The organism is Streptomyces sp. NPDC047022 (genome assembly GCF_040644155.1).
In the GTDB taxonomy this organism is placed as follows: domain Bacteria; phylum Actinomycetota; class Actinomycetes; order Streptomycetales; family Streptomycetaceae; genus Streptomyces.
In genome coordinates this window covers 79,666-94,634 of sequence record NZ_JBEYVV010000026.1, presented here as the reverse complement: position 1 = coordinate 94,634, position 14,969 = coordinate 79,666, and the positions used below count along the sequence as shown (strand labels likewise).

The 14,969-nt window shown below is 68.9% G+C and carries 14 protein-coding genes, 2 tRNA genes and 1 pseudogene; 8 read left to right on the top strand and 9 right to left on the bottom strand.

All coding sequences use genetic code 11. The annotated features are described in order from the left end of the window. Positions 1-9: 9 nt before the first annotated feature. Both ABZ845_RS24005 and ABZ845_RS24000 read left to right on the top strand, forming a co-directional pair. Positions 10-675 (top strand): bifunctional DNA primase/polymerase, encoded by a 666-nt coding sequence (locus ABZ845_RS24005; RefSeq protein WP_360982918.1) that lies wholly within the window; start codon positions 10-12, stop codon positions 673-675. Between the two features lie 56 nt (positions 676-731). Continuing rightward, positions 732-1,415 (top strand): hypothetical protein, encoded by a 684-nt coding sequence (locus ABZ845_RS24000; protein WP_360982916.1) that lies wholly within the window; start codon positions 732-734, stop codon positions 1,413-1,415. Between the two features lie 297 nt (positions 1,416-1,712). Here the strand turns inward: ABZ845_RS24000 and ABZ845_RS23995 are convergent, their stop codons facing one another. The 3 genes from ABZ845_RS23995 to ABZ845_RS23985 all read right to left on the bottom strand — a co-directional run bounded on the left by ABZ845_RS23995 (position 1,713) and on the right by ABZ845_RS23985 (position 4,592). Then, on the bottom strand, positions 1,713-2,678 hold the full coding sequence (locus tag ABZ845_RS23995) for a DUF5926 family protein (RefSeq protein WP_360982914.1): 966 nt from the start codon (positions 2,676-2,678) through the stop codon (positions 1,713-1,715). Positions 2,679-2,915: 237 nt separating this feature from the next. Next, entirely contained in the window at positions 2,916-3,458 is a 543-nt protein-coding gene (locus ABZ845_RS23990) for an ATP-binding protein (RefSeq protein WP_360982912.1), read from the bottom strand. 324 nt (positions 3,459-3,782) lie between these two features. Further along, positions 3,783-4,592, bottom strand: coding sequence for a glycerophosphodiester phosphodiesterase (locus ABZ845_RS23985; protein WP_360982910.1), 810 nt, complete (start codon positions 4,590-4,592; stop codon positions 3,783-3,785). A gap of 292 nt (positions 4,593-4,884) precedes the next feature. On the opposite strand from ABZ845_RS23985, the gene ABZ845_RS23980 reads away from it, so the two are divergent. After that, the gene (locus ABZ845_RS23980) at positions 4,885-6,378 is read left to right on the top strand and encodes a trypsin-like peptidase domain-containing protein (protein ID WP_360982908.1); all 1,494 of its coding nucleotides are present in this window, start codon (positions 4,885-4,887) and stop codon (positions 6,376-6,378) included. 217 nt (positions 6,379-6,595) lie between these two features. Beyond that, positions 6,596-6,680, top strand: a tRNA-Ser gene (locus ABZ845_RS23975). Between the two features lie 138 nt (positions 6,681-6,818). Here ABZ845_RS23975 and ABZ845_RS23970 read toward each other — a convergent pair. The 3 genes from ABZ845_RS23970 to ABZ845_RS23960 all read right to left on the bottom strand — a co-directional run bounded on the left by ABZ845_RS23970 (position 6,819) and on the right by ABZ845_RS23960 (position 8,794). Continuing rightward, positions 6,819-6,971 (bottom strand): hypothetical protein, encoded by a 153-nt coding sequence (locus ABZ845_RS23970; protein ID WP_360982906.1) that lies wholly within the window; start codon positions 6,969-6,971, stop codon positions 6,819-6,821. Then, the gene (locus tag ABZ845_RS23965; RefSeq protein WP_360982905.1) at positions 6,968-7,816 is read right to left on the bottom strand and encodes a hypothetical protein; all 849 of its coding nucleotides are present in this window, start codon (positions 7,814-7,816) and stop codon (positions 6,968-6,970) included. The genes ABZ845_RS23970 and ABZ845_RS23965 overlap by 4 nt, the downstream gene beginning before the upstream one ends. Positions 7,817-8,077: 261 nt before the next feature. After that, positions 8,078-8,794, bottom strand: a complete 717-nt coding sequence (locus ABZ845_RS23960) for a GntR family transcriptional regulator (protein ID WP_360982903.1) — start codon at positions 8,792-8,794, stop codon at positions 8,078-8,080. Between the two features lie 56 nt (positions 8,795-8,850). Here ABZ845_RS23960 and ABZ845_RS23955 point away from each other — a divergent pair, with 56 nt between their 5' ends. Then, positions 8,851-9,672, top strand: a complete 822-nt coding sequence (locus tag ABZ845_RS23955; protein WP_360982901.1) for a methyltransferase domain-containing protein — start codon at positions 8,851-8,853, stop codon at positions 9,670-9,672. Between the two features lie 329 nt (positions 9,673-10,001). Next, complete coding sequence (locus tag ABZ845_RS23950) at positions 10,002-11,123, top strand: beta-propeller fold lactonase family protein (protein ID WP_360982899.1); 1,122 nt, start codon at positions 10,002-10,004, stop codon at positions 11,121-11,123. 29 nt (positions 11,124-11,152) lie between these two features. Here the strand turns inward: ABZ845_RS23950 and ABZ845_RS23945 are convergent. Continuing rightward, positions 11,153-11,326: pseudogene (locus ABZ845_RS23945) on the bottom strand (site-specific integrase); the annotation flags it as partial. Between the two features lie 526 nt (positions 11,327-11,852). On the opposite strand from ABZ845_RS23945, the gene ABZ845_RS23940 reads away from it, so the two are divergent. Continuing rightward, complete coding sequence (locus ABZ845_RS23940) at positions 11,853-12,158, top strand: SH3 domain-containing protein (protein ID WP_360982897.1); 306 nt, start codon at positions 11,853-11,855, stop codon at positions 12,156-12,158. 243 nt (positions 12,159-12,401) lie between these two features. Beyond that, positions 12,402-12,488 (top strand) — tRNA-Ser (locus ABZ845_RS23935). A 140-nt stretch (positions 12,489-12,628) separates the two neighbouring features. Here ABZ845_RS23935 and ABZ845_RS23930 read toward each other — a convergent pair. Together ABZ845_RS23930 and ABZ845_RS23925 are read right to left on the bottom strand one after the other, a co-directional pair. Then, positions 12,629-13,774 (bottom strand): hypothetical protein, encoded by a 1,146-nt coding sequence (locus ABZ845_RS23930; RefSeq protein ID WP_360982895.1) that lies wholly within the window; start codon positions 13,772-13,774, stop codon positions 12,629-12,631. A gap of 301 nt (positions 13,775-14,075) precedes the next feature. Then, entirely contained in the window at positions 14,076-14,705 is a 630-nt protein-coding gene (locus ABZ845_RS23925; RefSeq protein WP_360982893.1) for a hypothetical protein, read from the bottom strand. Between the last annotated feature and the right edge of the window lie 264 nt (positions 14,706-14,969).

The following is a 14,969-nucleotide window of genomic DNA, read 5'->3' as shown; positions in this document are numbered from 1 at the left end:
CGAGCGCTCATGCGCGAGATCCTCGGAAGGCGACGCAGGCTCCTGTCCAGGCGGAACGGCGGGGGGTCTGAGATGATCGGGGCGGCCCTGACCGTCGCGACCGAATGGCAGTGGCCGATTCTCCCGGGCGTGGCGCCGGACCCGCAGGGGCGTGCCCGCTGCGGATGCCCCGACCCGGAATGCACGGTGCCCGGTGCGCACCCCTTCGACCCCGGGCTGCTTGCGGCCACCACCGACGAGCGCATGGTGCGCTGGTGGTGGACCAACCGGCCGTACGCGCCGATCGTGCTGGCCACCGGGGGCGGCGCGCCCTGCGCGGTGAGCCTGCCCGCCCTCGCGGCCTCGCGCGCACTCGCCGCGCTCGACGCACAGGGCATGCGCCTCGGCCCGGTCGTGGCGACGCCGCACCGCTGGGCGATCCTCGTGGCCCCGTACTCCATGGAGCAGTTGGGCGAGCTGCTCTACGCCAAGGACTTCGTCCCCGGGGCGCTGCGCTTCCACGGCGAGGGCGGCTATCTGGCGCTGCCTCCGTCCGCGACCGGCCATGGGGAGGTCCGCTGGGAGCGTGCACCGCTGGCCGGCTCCGCCTCGCCCTGGGTCCCCGACGTGGAGGCGGTCGTGGACATCGTCGTGGAAGTCCTCACTCGTACGGGTGTGAGCGCGCCCGAGTTGTAGGGGTGTCGACCGTGCGGCGAACGCGACGCCCGCGATAGGCCGATATCTTCGTCATCATGCTGATTCGTCCAGGGGGACAGGGGGGACGGGGGCACGGGGAGGCCGCCGAAACCGCCGCGGAAACCGCCCAAGCCACAGCCGAAGCCGCCCAAGCCGCCTCGGCCGCCGCCGCGCAGGCCGGCAGCCGGTCGGATTCCTGCCGGATCCGGTTGCTCGCGCTCATGGGTACGGTGCTGGCGGTGGCCGCGCTGCCGCTGGCCGTCGCGTCCGCGGGGCCGGCCGGTGAAACGGAGCGGGTCGCGATCCGCACGCCGGGGCCCGATGACGGCCGCGTCACCGGCGACGGGCCGCGGGGGGTCTTCGCCCGCTCCCCGCTGTCGCGCTTCGGCCTCGCCACGGCCACCAGCTGTGGTCCCCAACTTTCCTCCACCGACGGCATCGAGGCGCAGACCTGTGTCATGAGGCAGGGGTGGCAGACCTGGGCGCGTACGTACTACCGCAACGTCACCGGCGAGGAGTTGAGCTCCGTGCTGAGCTTCATGGGGCCTGACGGACACAGCGTCCAGATGCGCTGCGCGGTGGCCTCCGCGGACGAACCGGAGACCTGCGAGACGCCTCGGCAGCGGCTGCGGGGCGCGCCGGGAGCGTATTCGGCGGTGGCGGAGTTCGCCGGGGCGGACGGCGACGGACCGCTGCTGCTGCGCTGCGGAAGTGATGTCGCCGGGATGCCCGGGCGATAGCTCGCCGACAACTCGGTGGATCCGTGGGAGAGTTGGCGGAGGCTCCCGCCGCACACCGGGCGGCACGCACACAAAGACCCGGTTGCTGGCGACGGGGGATGCACCAGCAACCGGGCTAATGGAACGGTAACAAGAGATCGGCGGTTCGCAAATTCGATCTCGCCTATTCGGACACGGATTTAACTGTCACAGCGCAGACTTGTGACGGGTGTCACCCGCGACGAGGCCCTTCGATCCGCTGAACGGCCGTTCAGGAGGGGCCCCCGGGTCGGCAGCCGGGAGCCCCCGAGGCGGCGGTCAGGTGAGCGTCACCTGGCGGTTGGTGAGCCCGCCGCGCGCCCGGCGCTCGTCCGCGGTGAGGGGCGCGTCGGACGCGAGGGCGGTCGCGAGGCGCTCGGCGAACTCGGCCGCCGGCTTCTCCACGTCCTCCGCGCTCATCGCGCTCGGCAGGTCCCAGACCGGCACCGTGAGTCCGTGCGCCCGGAATGAGCCGACCAGGCGCGTGCCCTCGCCGAGGCTGGACTGCCCCGCCGCGTGCAGCCGCGCGAGAGCGTCCAGAAGCTGCTCCTCCGGGTGCGGCATGACCCACCGCAGATGGTTCTTCTCGGGGGTCTCGCACCAGTACGCGGCGTCCACGCTGCCCAGCTTCACGGTGGGGATCGCCGCCGCGTTGGCCCGCTCCAGGGAGGCGGCCACGTCCGGCGTCGCGTTCTCGGCGTCCGGGACCCAGAACTCGAAGCCGCTGTGCACGACCGGTTCGAAGACGGCCTCCGGATCCAGCAGGTCCTGCAGCCGCGGGCCGTCGGCGGGCGCGCGGCGCCCCTGGATGGGTGTGCCGGGCTCGGTGACCAGAGCGCGCTCGAGGGTGTCCGCCAGGTCCCGGCTGATGTCGCCCGACGCCGTGTCGTTCTGCAGGCCGAGCAGGATCGAGCCGTCGTCGCGGCGCAGCGCCGGCCAGGCCATCGGCAGGACCGTGGCGAGCGTGACCGACGGGATGCCCTCGGGCAGTCCGCCCCTGAGCTTCAGCTCGACGGTCGCCGCCGGCACCAGTTCGCGCAGCGCCACCCAGTCGCGCTCGCCGGTGAGTCCCTCGAACGGGCGCTGCACCAGCTCGGTCACCGCGTGCGAGGCGGCGCGGCCGTGACAGGCCTTGTAGCGGCGGCCACTGCCGCAGGGGCAGGGCTCGCGGGCGCCGACGACCGGGATCTCAGCATCCGTGAGCTGCGGGCGCTTGGCCTTGGTCTGGGGTCGCTTCTTGGCCATCGTGGGTCGTCTCCCGGGTACGGCTCGTTTCGTATGGCGTGAGCCTAGTCGCTGGCGAGTCGGTCGACGGGATCCTGTGGACAACGCACCGAGTCGTCCCCGAAGGGGGGCGTCGTGCCAGGCGGGTGGCGGTGTCTTCGGCCGACCCGTCCTTGTCGGCGCGCCATGCGGGTGGCGGTGCCCGGGGCGCCTGCCCGGGTGCTCCGGCCGTCCCGTCCCGGGAGGGACGGAACGGTCTCAGTCCACGTCGTCGAACGCGTCCGCGAAGTCCAGGCCGTTCATCTGCGACACGGAGGGCGCTGTGACGCGCGTAGCGAAATCGTCGCGGCGGTGCGCGGATGCGACATCGCCCTGGACGACGACCCAGACCGTGACCTCACCGTGGACGTCGTCCCGAACACCCCAGTCCTTGGCCAGCGCCGTGATGATGTTCAGCCCCCGGCCGCCGCGCGCGGTGACCGACGGGGTCGCCGGCACCGGACGTGTGGGGCCGCCGCCGTCCGTCACCTCGACCGTGATCCGCCCGGAGAGGTCGACGCGCCACGCGGCCCGGACGTCCCCGTCCCCCGCGAGACCGTCGCCCAGGGGCCTGCCGTGCCGGCAGGCATTGCTGAGCAGTTCCGAAAGGATCAGTACGGCATCGTCGATGACCGATTCCGACACGCCACCCGTGCGCAGTTGATCGCGCATCCGATGCCTTGCCTTCCCCACGCCCGCAGGACCATGGGGTACGGCCATGCTCGACGACGTGGGCACCTCCTGTGCCACCACCAACGCCACCCCCGAGACCTCCTTCGCCCCACGCCACGGTGTGAATGCCCCATCGGATTGGACCGGAAACCGACCCCGTACGTGTGCTGACGCACTCGTAATGATCGGACACGGTCCATATGCGCCGGAGCACTCCCCGTAGTCGTATGGCCGAATCCCCGCCCTGGGGCATGTTCTTAGGGCATGGCCCTGTGACGCGGCTGTGATGCGGCCCACGGACATGCCCCTGTGGCAGTCCCTGATGACAGTCCCTATGACATGTCCTTGTGGCATGTCTCACGGTGTGTCCCGGTGGCAGAAGACAAGGGGCCGGGGCACGCACCGCTCAGCGGTTCACCGGCCCAGCTGGCGCAGCACGGCGCGCGGACGGTTGGTGATGATGGCGTCGACGCCCAGCTCGACGCAGAGATCCACGTCCTCCGGCTCGTTCACGGTCCACACGTGCACCTGGTGGCCGGCCTGCTTCAGCCGCTGGATGTACGCCGGGTGACTGCGCACGATCCGCATCGAGGGCCCGGCGATCCGGACACCCGCGGGCAGCCGTCCGTCGCGCAGCCTGAGCGAGAGGAACTGCAGCAGATACACCGTGGGCAGCGTCGGGGACGCGGCCCGCACCCGGTGCAGCGAACGAGCCGAGAAGCTCATGACCCGCACCGAGGAGGCGCCCGGGGACTTCGGGGCGTCCAGGCCGAACCGCTTCAGCAGGAGCAGCAGCCTCTCCTCGACCTGGCCCGCCCAGCGCGTCGGATGCTTCGTCTCGATGGCCAGGTCGATGGGGCGCCCGGCGTCGGCCACGAGTTCGAGCAGGCGCTCCAGGGTGAGGACGGAGGTGTCCCCGGGGTCCTGTGGGCGGCGCTCCCAGTCCGGTTCCTCGTCGCGGCTCTTCCAGGAACCGAAGTCCAGGGCGGCGAGATCGGCGAGCTCCAGGGCGGAGACCGCGCCGCGGCCATTGGAGGTACGGTTGACGCGCCGGTCGTGGACACAGACGAGATGCCCGTCCGCGGTCAGCCGGACGTCGCACTCGAGAGCGTCGGCGCCGTCCTCGATGGCCTTCTTGTACGCGGCCAGGGTGTGCTCGGGGGCCTCTTCGGAGGCGCCTCGGTGGGCGACGACCTGGACCGGGTGCTGTCGTGCATGGGTCACCGCGTCATGGTGCCACCGTTACGGGAAACGTGTGAGGTCGGGAGGCGACGCGACGGCATCGGCTAGGTGTCGGGAATGCATATGTTTGTTCGGGCGTGTCCGATATAAATGATGGACGAGGTCCCCACAGCTGCCGCTTATGGTGCTCTGACGCCCCGTGGGAAAAGCTTGACGGCGTACAAAGGGGCACGCGTAGCTGTAGACGCCCGGCGCCATGCGGGGCGAGTGAGCGTGACCGAGTGCGATCCGTGCGACCCAAGAAGACAGCAGCCGTGGAACGAGGAGAAGAGCTGTGAGCACCGAGAACGAGGGCACTGCAGTACCCCCGGCCCCGTCTGCACCTCCTGTGCCGGTGGACGCTCCCGCTTCCGCGCCGGGCGCCGCTCCCGAAGGGCACGCGCCGACCGCGGGGGCCCAGGGTCCGGACGCGGGGAGCGCTCCGCACACATCGGACTCACCCTACGGGCCCGGAGCCCCGCACCCGGAGGGCGCGCCGACCACGCAGATGCCGTCGGTACCCGCGGGGCAGCAGCCCGGGGCGCCCACGGCCGCCGAGGCGGGCTGGCCGCCGCCGGCGCCGACCATGCCCGCCTACGCGGGCGGCGGCGGTGCCGCGGGCGTCTGGGGTGCCTCGTACCAGCAGCCCGCCCCGAAGCCGAAGAACGGCAGGGGCGGACTGGTCGCGGCGATCCTGGTCGCCGCGCTGGTCGCGGGCGGCGTCGGCGGCGGGATCGGCTACCAGCTGGCCAAGAACACGGACTCCAGCGGCTCCACGACGGTCTCCGCCGCGACCACCGGCGGCGATGTGAAGCACGACAACGGCTCGGTCGCGAGCGTGGCCGCCAGGGCGCTGCCCAGCACGGTGACCATCGAGGCCGAGAGCACGAACGGCCAGGGCGGCACCGGCACGGGCTTCGTCTTCGACAAGCAGGGCCACATCATCACCAACAACCACGTCGTGGCCGACGCGGTCGACGGCGGCAAGCTCACCGCGACGTTCCCGAACGGCAAGAAGTACGACGCCGAGATCATCGGCCACGCGCAGGGCTACGACGTCGCCGTCATCAAGCTCAAGAACGCCCCGTCGGACCTCAAGCCGCTCGCCCTCGGCGACTCGGACAAGATCTCCGTCGGCGATTCGTCGATCGCGATCGGCGCGCCTTTCGGCCTGTCGAACACGGTGACCTCGGGCATCATCAGCGCCAAGCACCGTCCGGTCGCCTCCAGCGACGGCAGCTCCGGCAGCAAGTCGTCCTACATGAGCGCCCTTCAGACGGATGCCTCGATCAACCCGGGCAACTCCGGCGGCCCCCTCCTGGATGCCGAGGGCGCGGTCATCGGCATCAACTCGGCGATCCAGTCGTCCGGCAGCGGCAGCGGCCTGGGCGGAGCCGGCGGCCAGGCCGGCTCGATCGGCCTGGGCTTCGCGATTCCGATCAACCAGGCGAAGTACGTCGCCCAGCAGCTGATCAGCACGGGCAAGCCGGTCTACGCGAAGATCGGCGCCTCCGTGTCGCTGGACGAGACCACCAGCGGGGCGAAGATCACCGATCAGGGCGCGAGCGGTTCCGCCGCGGTCGAGGCGGGGGGCCCCGCGGACAAGGCGGGCCTCAAGCCGGGTGACGTGATCACCAAGCTGGACGACACGGTGATCGACAGCGGTCCGACCCTGATCGGCGAGATCTGGACCCACAAGCCGGGCGACCAGGTCACGATCACCTACCAGCGTGGCGGCGCCACCCACACGACCACGGTCACCCTGGGTTCCCGCGCCGGCGACAACTGACGGGCCTGTTCACCCTCTTCACCCTTGTTCCGTCGCCTCGGACGCCTGCGCTCTCCACTCACTGTGGGGAGCCGTCCGGAGCGACGGGGCCTGAGCCGAGAACTCCCGCGCCGCGCGTGGAGCGCGGCCCGTGGGCCCGGTGCGGACCATGCCCCCCCGGCCGACGCCCGTTCCCGGTACGCTGTACCCGCTCCGCCCCAGGTGGGCAGGGGCGCCAGGTGGGTTGCCCGAGCGGCCTAAGGGAACGGTCTTGAAAACCGTCGTGGCGCGAGTCACCGTGGGTTCAAATCCCACACCCACCGCTTCGCAGGTCAGAAGCTTGCAGGTCAGAAGGGGTGCCACCCTCCGGGGCGGCGCCCCTTCCGCATGCAGCCTGTCTCACCCTGATTCGGCGGTATCCCACCCCTGACCAGTGCGTGCGGCCAACCTGCGGCCAGGAATCAGGCTTCCTCGGCCTCCTCATCGTGCTCTGCCAACCCCCGCTCGATCAACGCGTTCATCTTGGCTTCCTCGCCGTCCAGGACCTTGGCGTAGTACCGCTGGAGCACGGCGACGCTCTGCCCAGCACGGCGGGCCGTCTCGGCCAGGCTCACCCCCGAGCGGAGCCAGAACGACACGCACGCGTGACGCAGGTCGTATGGGATAGCAGCGAGCGGAGAAGCCACCTGCGCCGCCGTAAGCGGGCCTCCTTCCACACCGCGCCATACTCCTGCGATCGGACGGGCCCGCCTCGCACGGCGCTGAACAGCCGCCCTTCAGCCGTGGTGCCGAACACGTCCAGGTGGGCCCGCAGGATGGAAACTAGGACCGGTGGGATGGGTACCGGACGCACCGCCCTGCGTGCCCTGTGCTTCAACTGCCTTTCCTCATAGGGCTTCCCGTCGTCCGTCCAAGCGGACCCCACCTGCGGGCGTGCACCAGAGAGCAGGAGCCGCCCCCACCCCTCCTCGGCCAGTTCGCACTGATCGGCGCTCAGCATGGACACCTCCTCCGGCCGCATGGCGGCGTAGTAGATGCATGCGAAGAACGCGACCAGGTGAGCGCCGCGCGGCCCTTGAGCGCGTACCGCCATCAGCAGAGCCCGTGCCTGGGCCGGGGTGGCGACGCTGCGCACGTCCAGTTCCTCCACAGCCTTGGGCGTCTCCCAGTGCACCCGGTTCAAGGGGTTCCCTGGCAACAACTCGTGTTCCACGGCCAGACGCAGGCAGTTACTCAGCACCGCACGGCGCCGTCGGAAAGTGTTCGCGGCGGCTGGCTTGCCGTCCTGGCGCTTGGCCAGGTGTTCCAGGACCGTGCGCACGCGTTTGGCGTGGTCCAGGTCGACCACGGCCGGCGCGTTCCGCTCGACCCATGTCAGCGCCTTGGCTTCTGCCTCGGGCGGCGTCTGGCCGTGGCGTCCAGCGTTGAAGCCCCACTGATAGAGCGCCCGTCGCAGCACTTCGTCGTCGGGGCGCCCCTTCCCGGACGGGCAAAGAGCCGTGGTGGCAATGGTCAGGCTCTCAGCGATGCTCGCCCGGTGCTTTGCTGCCGCTGTCGGCCACTTCCGCGCGGCATGCGAGCGAGCGTGTGGACCGGTCCAGTCAAGCGATGAATCTGGAGTTGCCGAACAATGCGGCTCATTTCCGCAGGTCAAGGCACTTGACGGTGCATCAAAAAAGCTGGACCGGCGGACCGGTCCAGCTCTGAATGGAGTGCTTTTCTACATCGCGTAGGTGTCCACCTGCTCGAAGAGCGAGGCGGGAGTGACGCCCTCTTCGCAGACCAACGGGTGCCCTTCCTGGTCGTGTGCCGTGTGGAGGAGGACCGCGACCGCGCTCCCTTCTGCAACCCCCAACCGTTCCGCCTCCACCTCGGTGGCCAGGCGCACGGTGGTGACATCCACCCCTTCGACCGGGAACCGTCCGGTCTGCCGACGGACGTAGCGGGTCGTGCCCTCGGCAATCGGGGCGATGTCAGCGAGGCGGGGAGCCGCCTCGCCGATCTCGGGCGGAAACCACGCTTCCACGCAGCTATTGGGGCTCCCATCCGGAAGCTGAAGGACGCGGACGCGTCGGAGCGCCAAGACGCCGGGCGCGAGGCCAAGCGCGTTGGCGACGCGCGTGGGAGGCTCGGCCCAGTCGGGCGTACCGATCCGCAGGAACGGCATCCCGCCCAAGATGCGCGCCGACCCGGCCCGGCGGGCGCCGGCAGGGCGCGCCACGGGTGTCTCCGTGACGACGAAACCGGTCCCCTGCTTGGCCACCACTACGCCGTCGTTGCGGAGCACATCTACGGCTTTGATGGCGGTGGCCCGCGACACGTCCCACTGCTCGGCCAGGTCGCGGCCGGAGGGGATGGTCTCGCCAGGGGCGAATTCACCTGCGGCGATGCGGGTCCGAAGCGATTCGGCGATCTCCTCGTACTTCAGAACAGCCATGGCTTCCTCTACCTCGCGCGCTGGACTGGTCCACCGGTACACACGATACTGCGAGCATGTCGAATCTCGAATTGGCTCCCTCCGTGATGCGGTTCTATGGCGAGACAGTGAACGAAGACAGCCGTCTGCGCAGCTCGGCAGACGGACGGATGGAGCTGGTCAGGACGCAAGAGCTCCTCCGACGCTTCCTGCCCCCTGCGCCAGCCCGTGTACTCGACGTGGGCGGGGGGACCGGGATTCATGCCGAATGGCTTGTGAAGGACGGCTACGACGTCACGCTGGTGGACCCAGTACCCCGCCATGTCGAGAGCGCGTCAGCCGTGTGCTCAGCAGTCGTGGGAGACGCCCGCGATCTACGCGAGCCGGACGACAGCTTCGACGTAGTGCAGCTCCTCGGGCCGCTCTACCACCTGCCTGACCCCGAGGATCGGCGTACGGCGTTGGCGGAAGCCCACCGCGTAGTGAAGCCGGGTGGGCTGGTCGCAGCGGCAGCGATCAACCGTTACGCCTCGCTCTTTGAGCACGTGACCTACTCCCACCTCCACACCGAACGGATCCGCGACTCCGTCTCGAAGATTCTTGAGACAGCCGTCTATGACGGTGTGCGAGGGTTCACCCTGTCCTACTTCCACAGGGCTGAGGAGTTGGTCTCGGAGCTGGTGGCCTCCGGACTGACTGACGTGCAGGTCTTCGGGATCGAGGGGCCTGCATGGTCGCTCGTGAAGACAGCCGAGCAACAGCCGGGTGAGGGTCCTACGGATGAGCTGATCGCTTCCGCTATGGAGGCGGCCCGCATGGCAGAGCCGTACCCGGAATTGCTTGCTGCCAGTTCGCACCTACTGGCCGTGGGCAAGGCCCCACTGAACCTCGACGCCTGACGTCAACGGTGGCGAACATTGACGAACACACGCAGCCGTTCCACGGGCTGTCTGCGCCGCTGTAGGTAGGAGGGCAGGGTGCCTATTGACCACGCACCCGCCAGCGGATCGCAGCCACCCGTGCCCCTTGGATGCTGGGCCTCTCGGGCCCGCGCCGCGGACAGCACCCCGTCCAGCAGACCGGACCAACCGTCAAAAACGTGTCATACCACCATAATCACCCTGCCAATTACTAGGCTCACCCGCGGTCACAGTGAGTGGTCCGCGGTCTGTCGACGGCGCCATCGGCGTGGCCGGCGGCCGCTCCGATTCGTGAGGCGGAGATGCCGGTGATCCGACGCAGGAGCAAGCAGAGTGAGTCCCATCGCGGTCCGGGGCGCGAGAAGCACGGACGTCGACCACGACGGTGGACCTGGGCCTGGACGTGGCTGCGGGCCTGCGTCGCCGGGCTGGCCATGCTGGCGGGAGTGGCCCTGCCTGTCCTGGCCACGTCCCAGGCCTGGGCCACGTCCCCGGCCTATGCCACGTTCCTGGCCGGGGGCTCGTCACGCCAGTTCGCCTACGTCGCCAACTTCGGCGATGACACCGTGTCGGTGATCAACACCAGGACCAACACGGTCGTGGACACCATCCCCGTCGGCGACGAGCCGGAAGGCGTGGCGGTCACCCCGAACGGCAGGTTCGTCTACATCACCAACGAGGGCACGAACGATGTGTCGGTGATCGACACCAGGACCAACACGGTCGTGGACACCATCCCTGTCGGCGACCGCCCGGCCTCAGTCGCGATCACGCCGAACGGCAGGCGCGCCTACGTCGTCAACGAGGACTCGAACACTGTGTCTGTGATCGACACCAGGACCAACACGGTCGTGGCCACCGTCCCCGTCGGCAGCTTGCCGTTGGGTGTGGCGGTCACGCCGAACGGCCGGTTCGTCTACGTCACCAACCAGGATGACAACACTGTGTCTGTGATCGACACCAGGACCAACACGGTCGTGGCCACCGTCCCCGTCGGCAGCTCCCCGACCACGGTCGCGATCACCCCGAACGGCAGGCGCGCCTATGTCACCAACTTCGGCGATGACACCGTGTCGGTGATCGACACCAGGACCAACACGGTCGTGGACACCATCCCCGTCGGCAGTGAGCCGGGCGGCGTGGCGGTCACCCCGAACGGCAGGTATGTCTACGTCACCATCGAGGGCACGAACGAGGTGCAGGTGATCGAAACCAGGACCGACACGGTCGTGGCCACCATCCCCGTCGGCACCCGGCCGCGCCGTTTGGCGATCACCCCGGATGGCAGGCGCGTCTATGTCACCAACACCGACGACGGCACCGTGTCTGTGATCGACACCAGGACCAACACGGTCGTGGACACCATCACCGTCGGCAGTGAGCCGGTGGGTGTGGCGATCACCCCGGGACGAGGGCGAGGGAAGGGCTAGCGATCGTGGTGAGTGCTCCGGTTGCAGCACAGTCCGAGCGTTTCGCCCTGCCGCAATCCGAGGGCCAGTGCCAACATCCACCGGGCGCGGTTCCGGCGCTTGTTGGCTTCGAGCAACAGGCACTGAACCTCTTCCACGGAGTAGGGCTCAACCTCTGATTCGTCCTCTTCCATGCGCGGCGGCTTCGACAACGCGGCGGCATCACCGCGCAGAGCAGCCAGCGGTCACGACAATGCCTCCGGCGGGGGATCGGCCGGCACCGGGGGTGAGGGGCGCTGGCGGGGCTGAGGGCGAGGTGGCTGCGGCGCTGACTGCGGTCGGTGCTTCGCCCCTCATCCGTCAGCGCCGTCGGCGTCCTCTCGGACGCCGCTGCCGGGCCCTGGAAGTTCCTCACGCATCGTCTCCGAGGTGGAGTGGGTCTGAGGGCCTCCGCGCAGGACCCGTGCGGACGCCTGCTGGCTGGCCCCTGCGTCGCTGACGTGGGTGGCGACTCGTTGGAAGCTCTTGGCGCTTCGCGGCCGGAACGCGGCTGCGGTACGGCTTGTTCTACCTCGGTAAGCCCGGTTCACAAGTCTGGCAAGTGAACCGCAAAGCGCGAGGAAAACATGTGCGATAAGTGATCAACGCGGCTGTAGGGTCAAGCTCTTGATGATCATGAGCCTCGGTCGGGGGAGCGCGCTGTTCCTGTTCCGGAGTGCTGAGGCGTGCAGAACGGGGAGAGTTGTGCGAGTGAAAAAGCTTATGGCGGTGGCTGCCACGGCGGCCGCCGTGGTGGTGGGCGGACTGCCATTCGCGACGGCAGCGCAGGCTGCTCAGGTCCCCACGCGGTTCCTGCAGTCGGTGACGCTCAGGGCGAAGCCCACCACTTCGTCGACGGCGCTGGGAGTCATCCCCAAGGGCACGGTCCTCAGCATGACCGACATCGGCTATGTCTTTGGGGGAACGTACACGGCGTGCGGCGCCACCGAGAACGTCTGGTACCCCGCGACCTGGCACGGCGTCAAGGGCTGGGTCGTCGCCGCCTGCGAAACCTGATGTCCCCGGTCGTGCGCGAGACCAGGTGACCACCTGTCCGCAGGTGGTGCCGCTCGATCTGCCGGCGGGCGCGCTGGTGGCTGGGGCGCGGGCGATGAGCCATGGGCCCCCTTCTTCGTCAGTCTGCTGGGACACAGCCCGACAGGCGGGCGGTCAGCGGCATCGGAACAGTCTTCAGGCCGCCCTGCGGCCATCCTCTGGCCAGAGCGCCGCTCCCAAGGCAGACGTCTTGGGGAAAGAGGCAGGTCAGGGATTGTCTGACGAGTGAAGGCCAGGCGGTCTTGAAAACCGTCGTGGCGCGAGTCACCGTGGGTTCAAATCCCACACCCACCGCTTCGCACGTCAGAAACTTGCAGGTCAGAAGGGGTGCCCCTCTCCAGAGCGGCACCCCTTCCGCATACACGGGACGAAGAGGTCGTGGGTTCAGATCCCGCCACCCCGACAGCCCCCCGGCTTTGGTTCGTGTCGGGTCAGCCGACGCAGCCGGTGACGATGACGGGGCTGCCGTCGCAGTTGGTGGGGATGTTGTTCCGGATCCGGGACTGGTTCACGGTGAACTGGGTGTTGGTCCACACGCCGCCCGGTGCCGTGGTGGAGGCGTTGTTGTTCACCTCAGTGTGATCGAGCGTCACCGCACCGCCTTGGTTGTAGATGCCGCCGGCCTGTGAAGGGCCGGAACCGTTCGCACTGTTGCTGTCGACCTTGCTGTCCCGCAGCACCAGGGTGCCGAAGTTGAAGATGCCGCCGCCGTTGCCGTTGCTGGCTCCGACGACGTTGCCGGAGACCTGGGTCTTGATGAGCGTCAGCGAGGCGTTATTCCAGATCCCGCCGCCGACCCGGCCGGTGGTGGTGTTGTTGAGGATCTTGCCGTTGATGAACTGGACGGTCCCCTTGTCGATGTCGATCCCGCCGGCGTCGAGACCCGTGGTGTTGTTCTTGAGGGTGGTGTTGCGGTAGACGGCGTCACCACTGTCGTGGTCGATGCCACCGCCGTGATTGCCGGCGAAGTTGCGGGAGAACACGACGCCGTCGGTGGTGACGGTGCCGTCCGACTGCAGGCCCCCGCCCCTGTTGTCCGCGTTGTTGAAGGTGAACTCGCTGCGGGTGATGTACGCGGTGGCTCCTTGCTTGACAGCGACGCCGCCTCCCTCGAGGCCGGCGGTGTTGTTGTCGAGGGTGGCCTTGTCGAGCTTCAGCATGCCTGGGGCGTCGACGAGGATGCCTCCTCCGTCATCGGGTGCGTTGCCGCCGCGGATCGTGAGGTCGTCGAGCCGGAGGTCACCGGTGGAGGTGACGTGGAAGATGCGGAAGACGCCCGCTGTCGGTCCGTCGCGGACGATGGTGGAGTCGCGGCCCTCGATGGTGAGTTGCTCGTCGATGGGGGGCAGTCCGTCGTCGCCGCTGTAGGCGGTGGTCAGGTGGTAGGTGCAGTGGCGGGCGAGGACGAGCGTGGATCCCGCTGGCGCCGTCGCGATCGCGTTGATCAGGGCCGCGGTGTCGCACGGCACCGAAATCCGGCTTCCGTTTCCTCTTTCCGCGACGGCCGCTACCGCACTCACGCCGTTGACCACCAGCATGGCCAGGACGGCGATGCCGGACAGTGTGGTGTGTCGCATGGCTTTCCTTGAAGTGCAGGGACCGCCGGAGCACAGACAGCCCTCGTGCGTTTCCCGGACACTGGGAGCAAAGCCGCCTCCCCCGCCTCTCCAAGTGAGCCGCAAGTCCTCCTCACCCAGGCACAGCAGCAAATACGCCCAAGCGGCACAGCTCATCGTGCGACAGGCCCGCAAGGCGATGACACATCCCCGGTACACCCTCCCGGCGAGCGTTCAGCCTTCCTCACCGTTCCTCGCCTGTGTCCCGCGGGCCGCGCCGAGCTCTGACGGCGCGGCACCCGGTGTACTGCCGGCACGCTGCTCAACGATTGCAGGTGATCTGAAACAGCTGAGTGACGGAGGCCGAGCCGAGCGCCCATGTCGTGCCGTTCCAGATGGCGTAGGGAGTCGGGGCCATGCCGAGTGCCATCGTGCTCGCGACGCCCATACCGGTGATGGCATTACAGATGGCAGTCTCCTCGGCAGATCCGGCCAGAATGGAGAGACCGTTGAGGAGTGGCTGAGTGCACTGAGTGGTGTTCTGGGTCGTGATGGTGCTTTCACATGTAAGCGTCGCGGAGTGCACGATCTGGGTCCCGAGGAACTGGCCGAAGACCGGTTCGGTACCTCCCGGTCCCGCTGGTCCGGTGGCACCTGTCGCGCCGGTGGGTCCCGTTGGTCCGGTCGCACCTCTTGGCCCGGTCGGTCCGACTCCGCACTTGTCGTGGCTTCCGGGGCCGAAGGCCCCGAGACGGCTCGCGGCCCGCCGGCAGTCATTGCCGCCGACGGCACGCACCGAGGTCGTGGGTGCCGACGGTGAGCTCGGTGGGGCCGCAAGCGCGGGTTCGGCGAAACCAAGCACCACGACGGCCAGCGACGCCGCGGCACCGCCGGCGCGCCACTGCCTGGGCAACGGCCCCATGCCGGTCCGGGTGCGGTTCTCAGCGCTCATGTTGCGTGACTCCTTCGGAGAGGCGAAAAAGCGAACGAGGATTCCCGCTCTCGGGGCCCTTCTGATCAGCTTTTCGCCACGCCGGGCGAGCCGCGCGGCAGACGCGCCGGAAGATCAAACGTCGGTCTATCGGACTGGTACGGACGGGGACTTGGTCACCCTTCTCCGGCAGCCGTGGGCCATGTGTGGGCCAGGGATCCCGGGGTCAGCCGCGAATGGCGACCTGACCAGGGCGGACATACCGCAAGGTCGACGCTCTTGAAG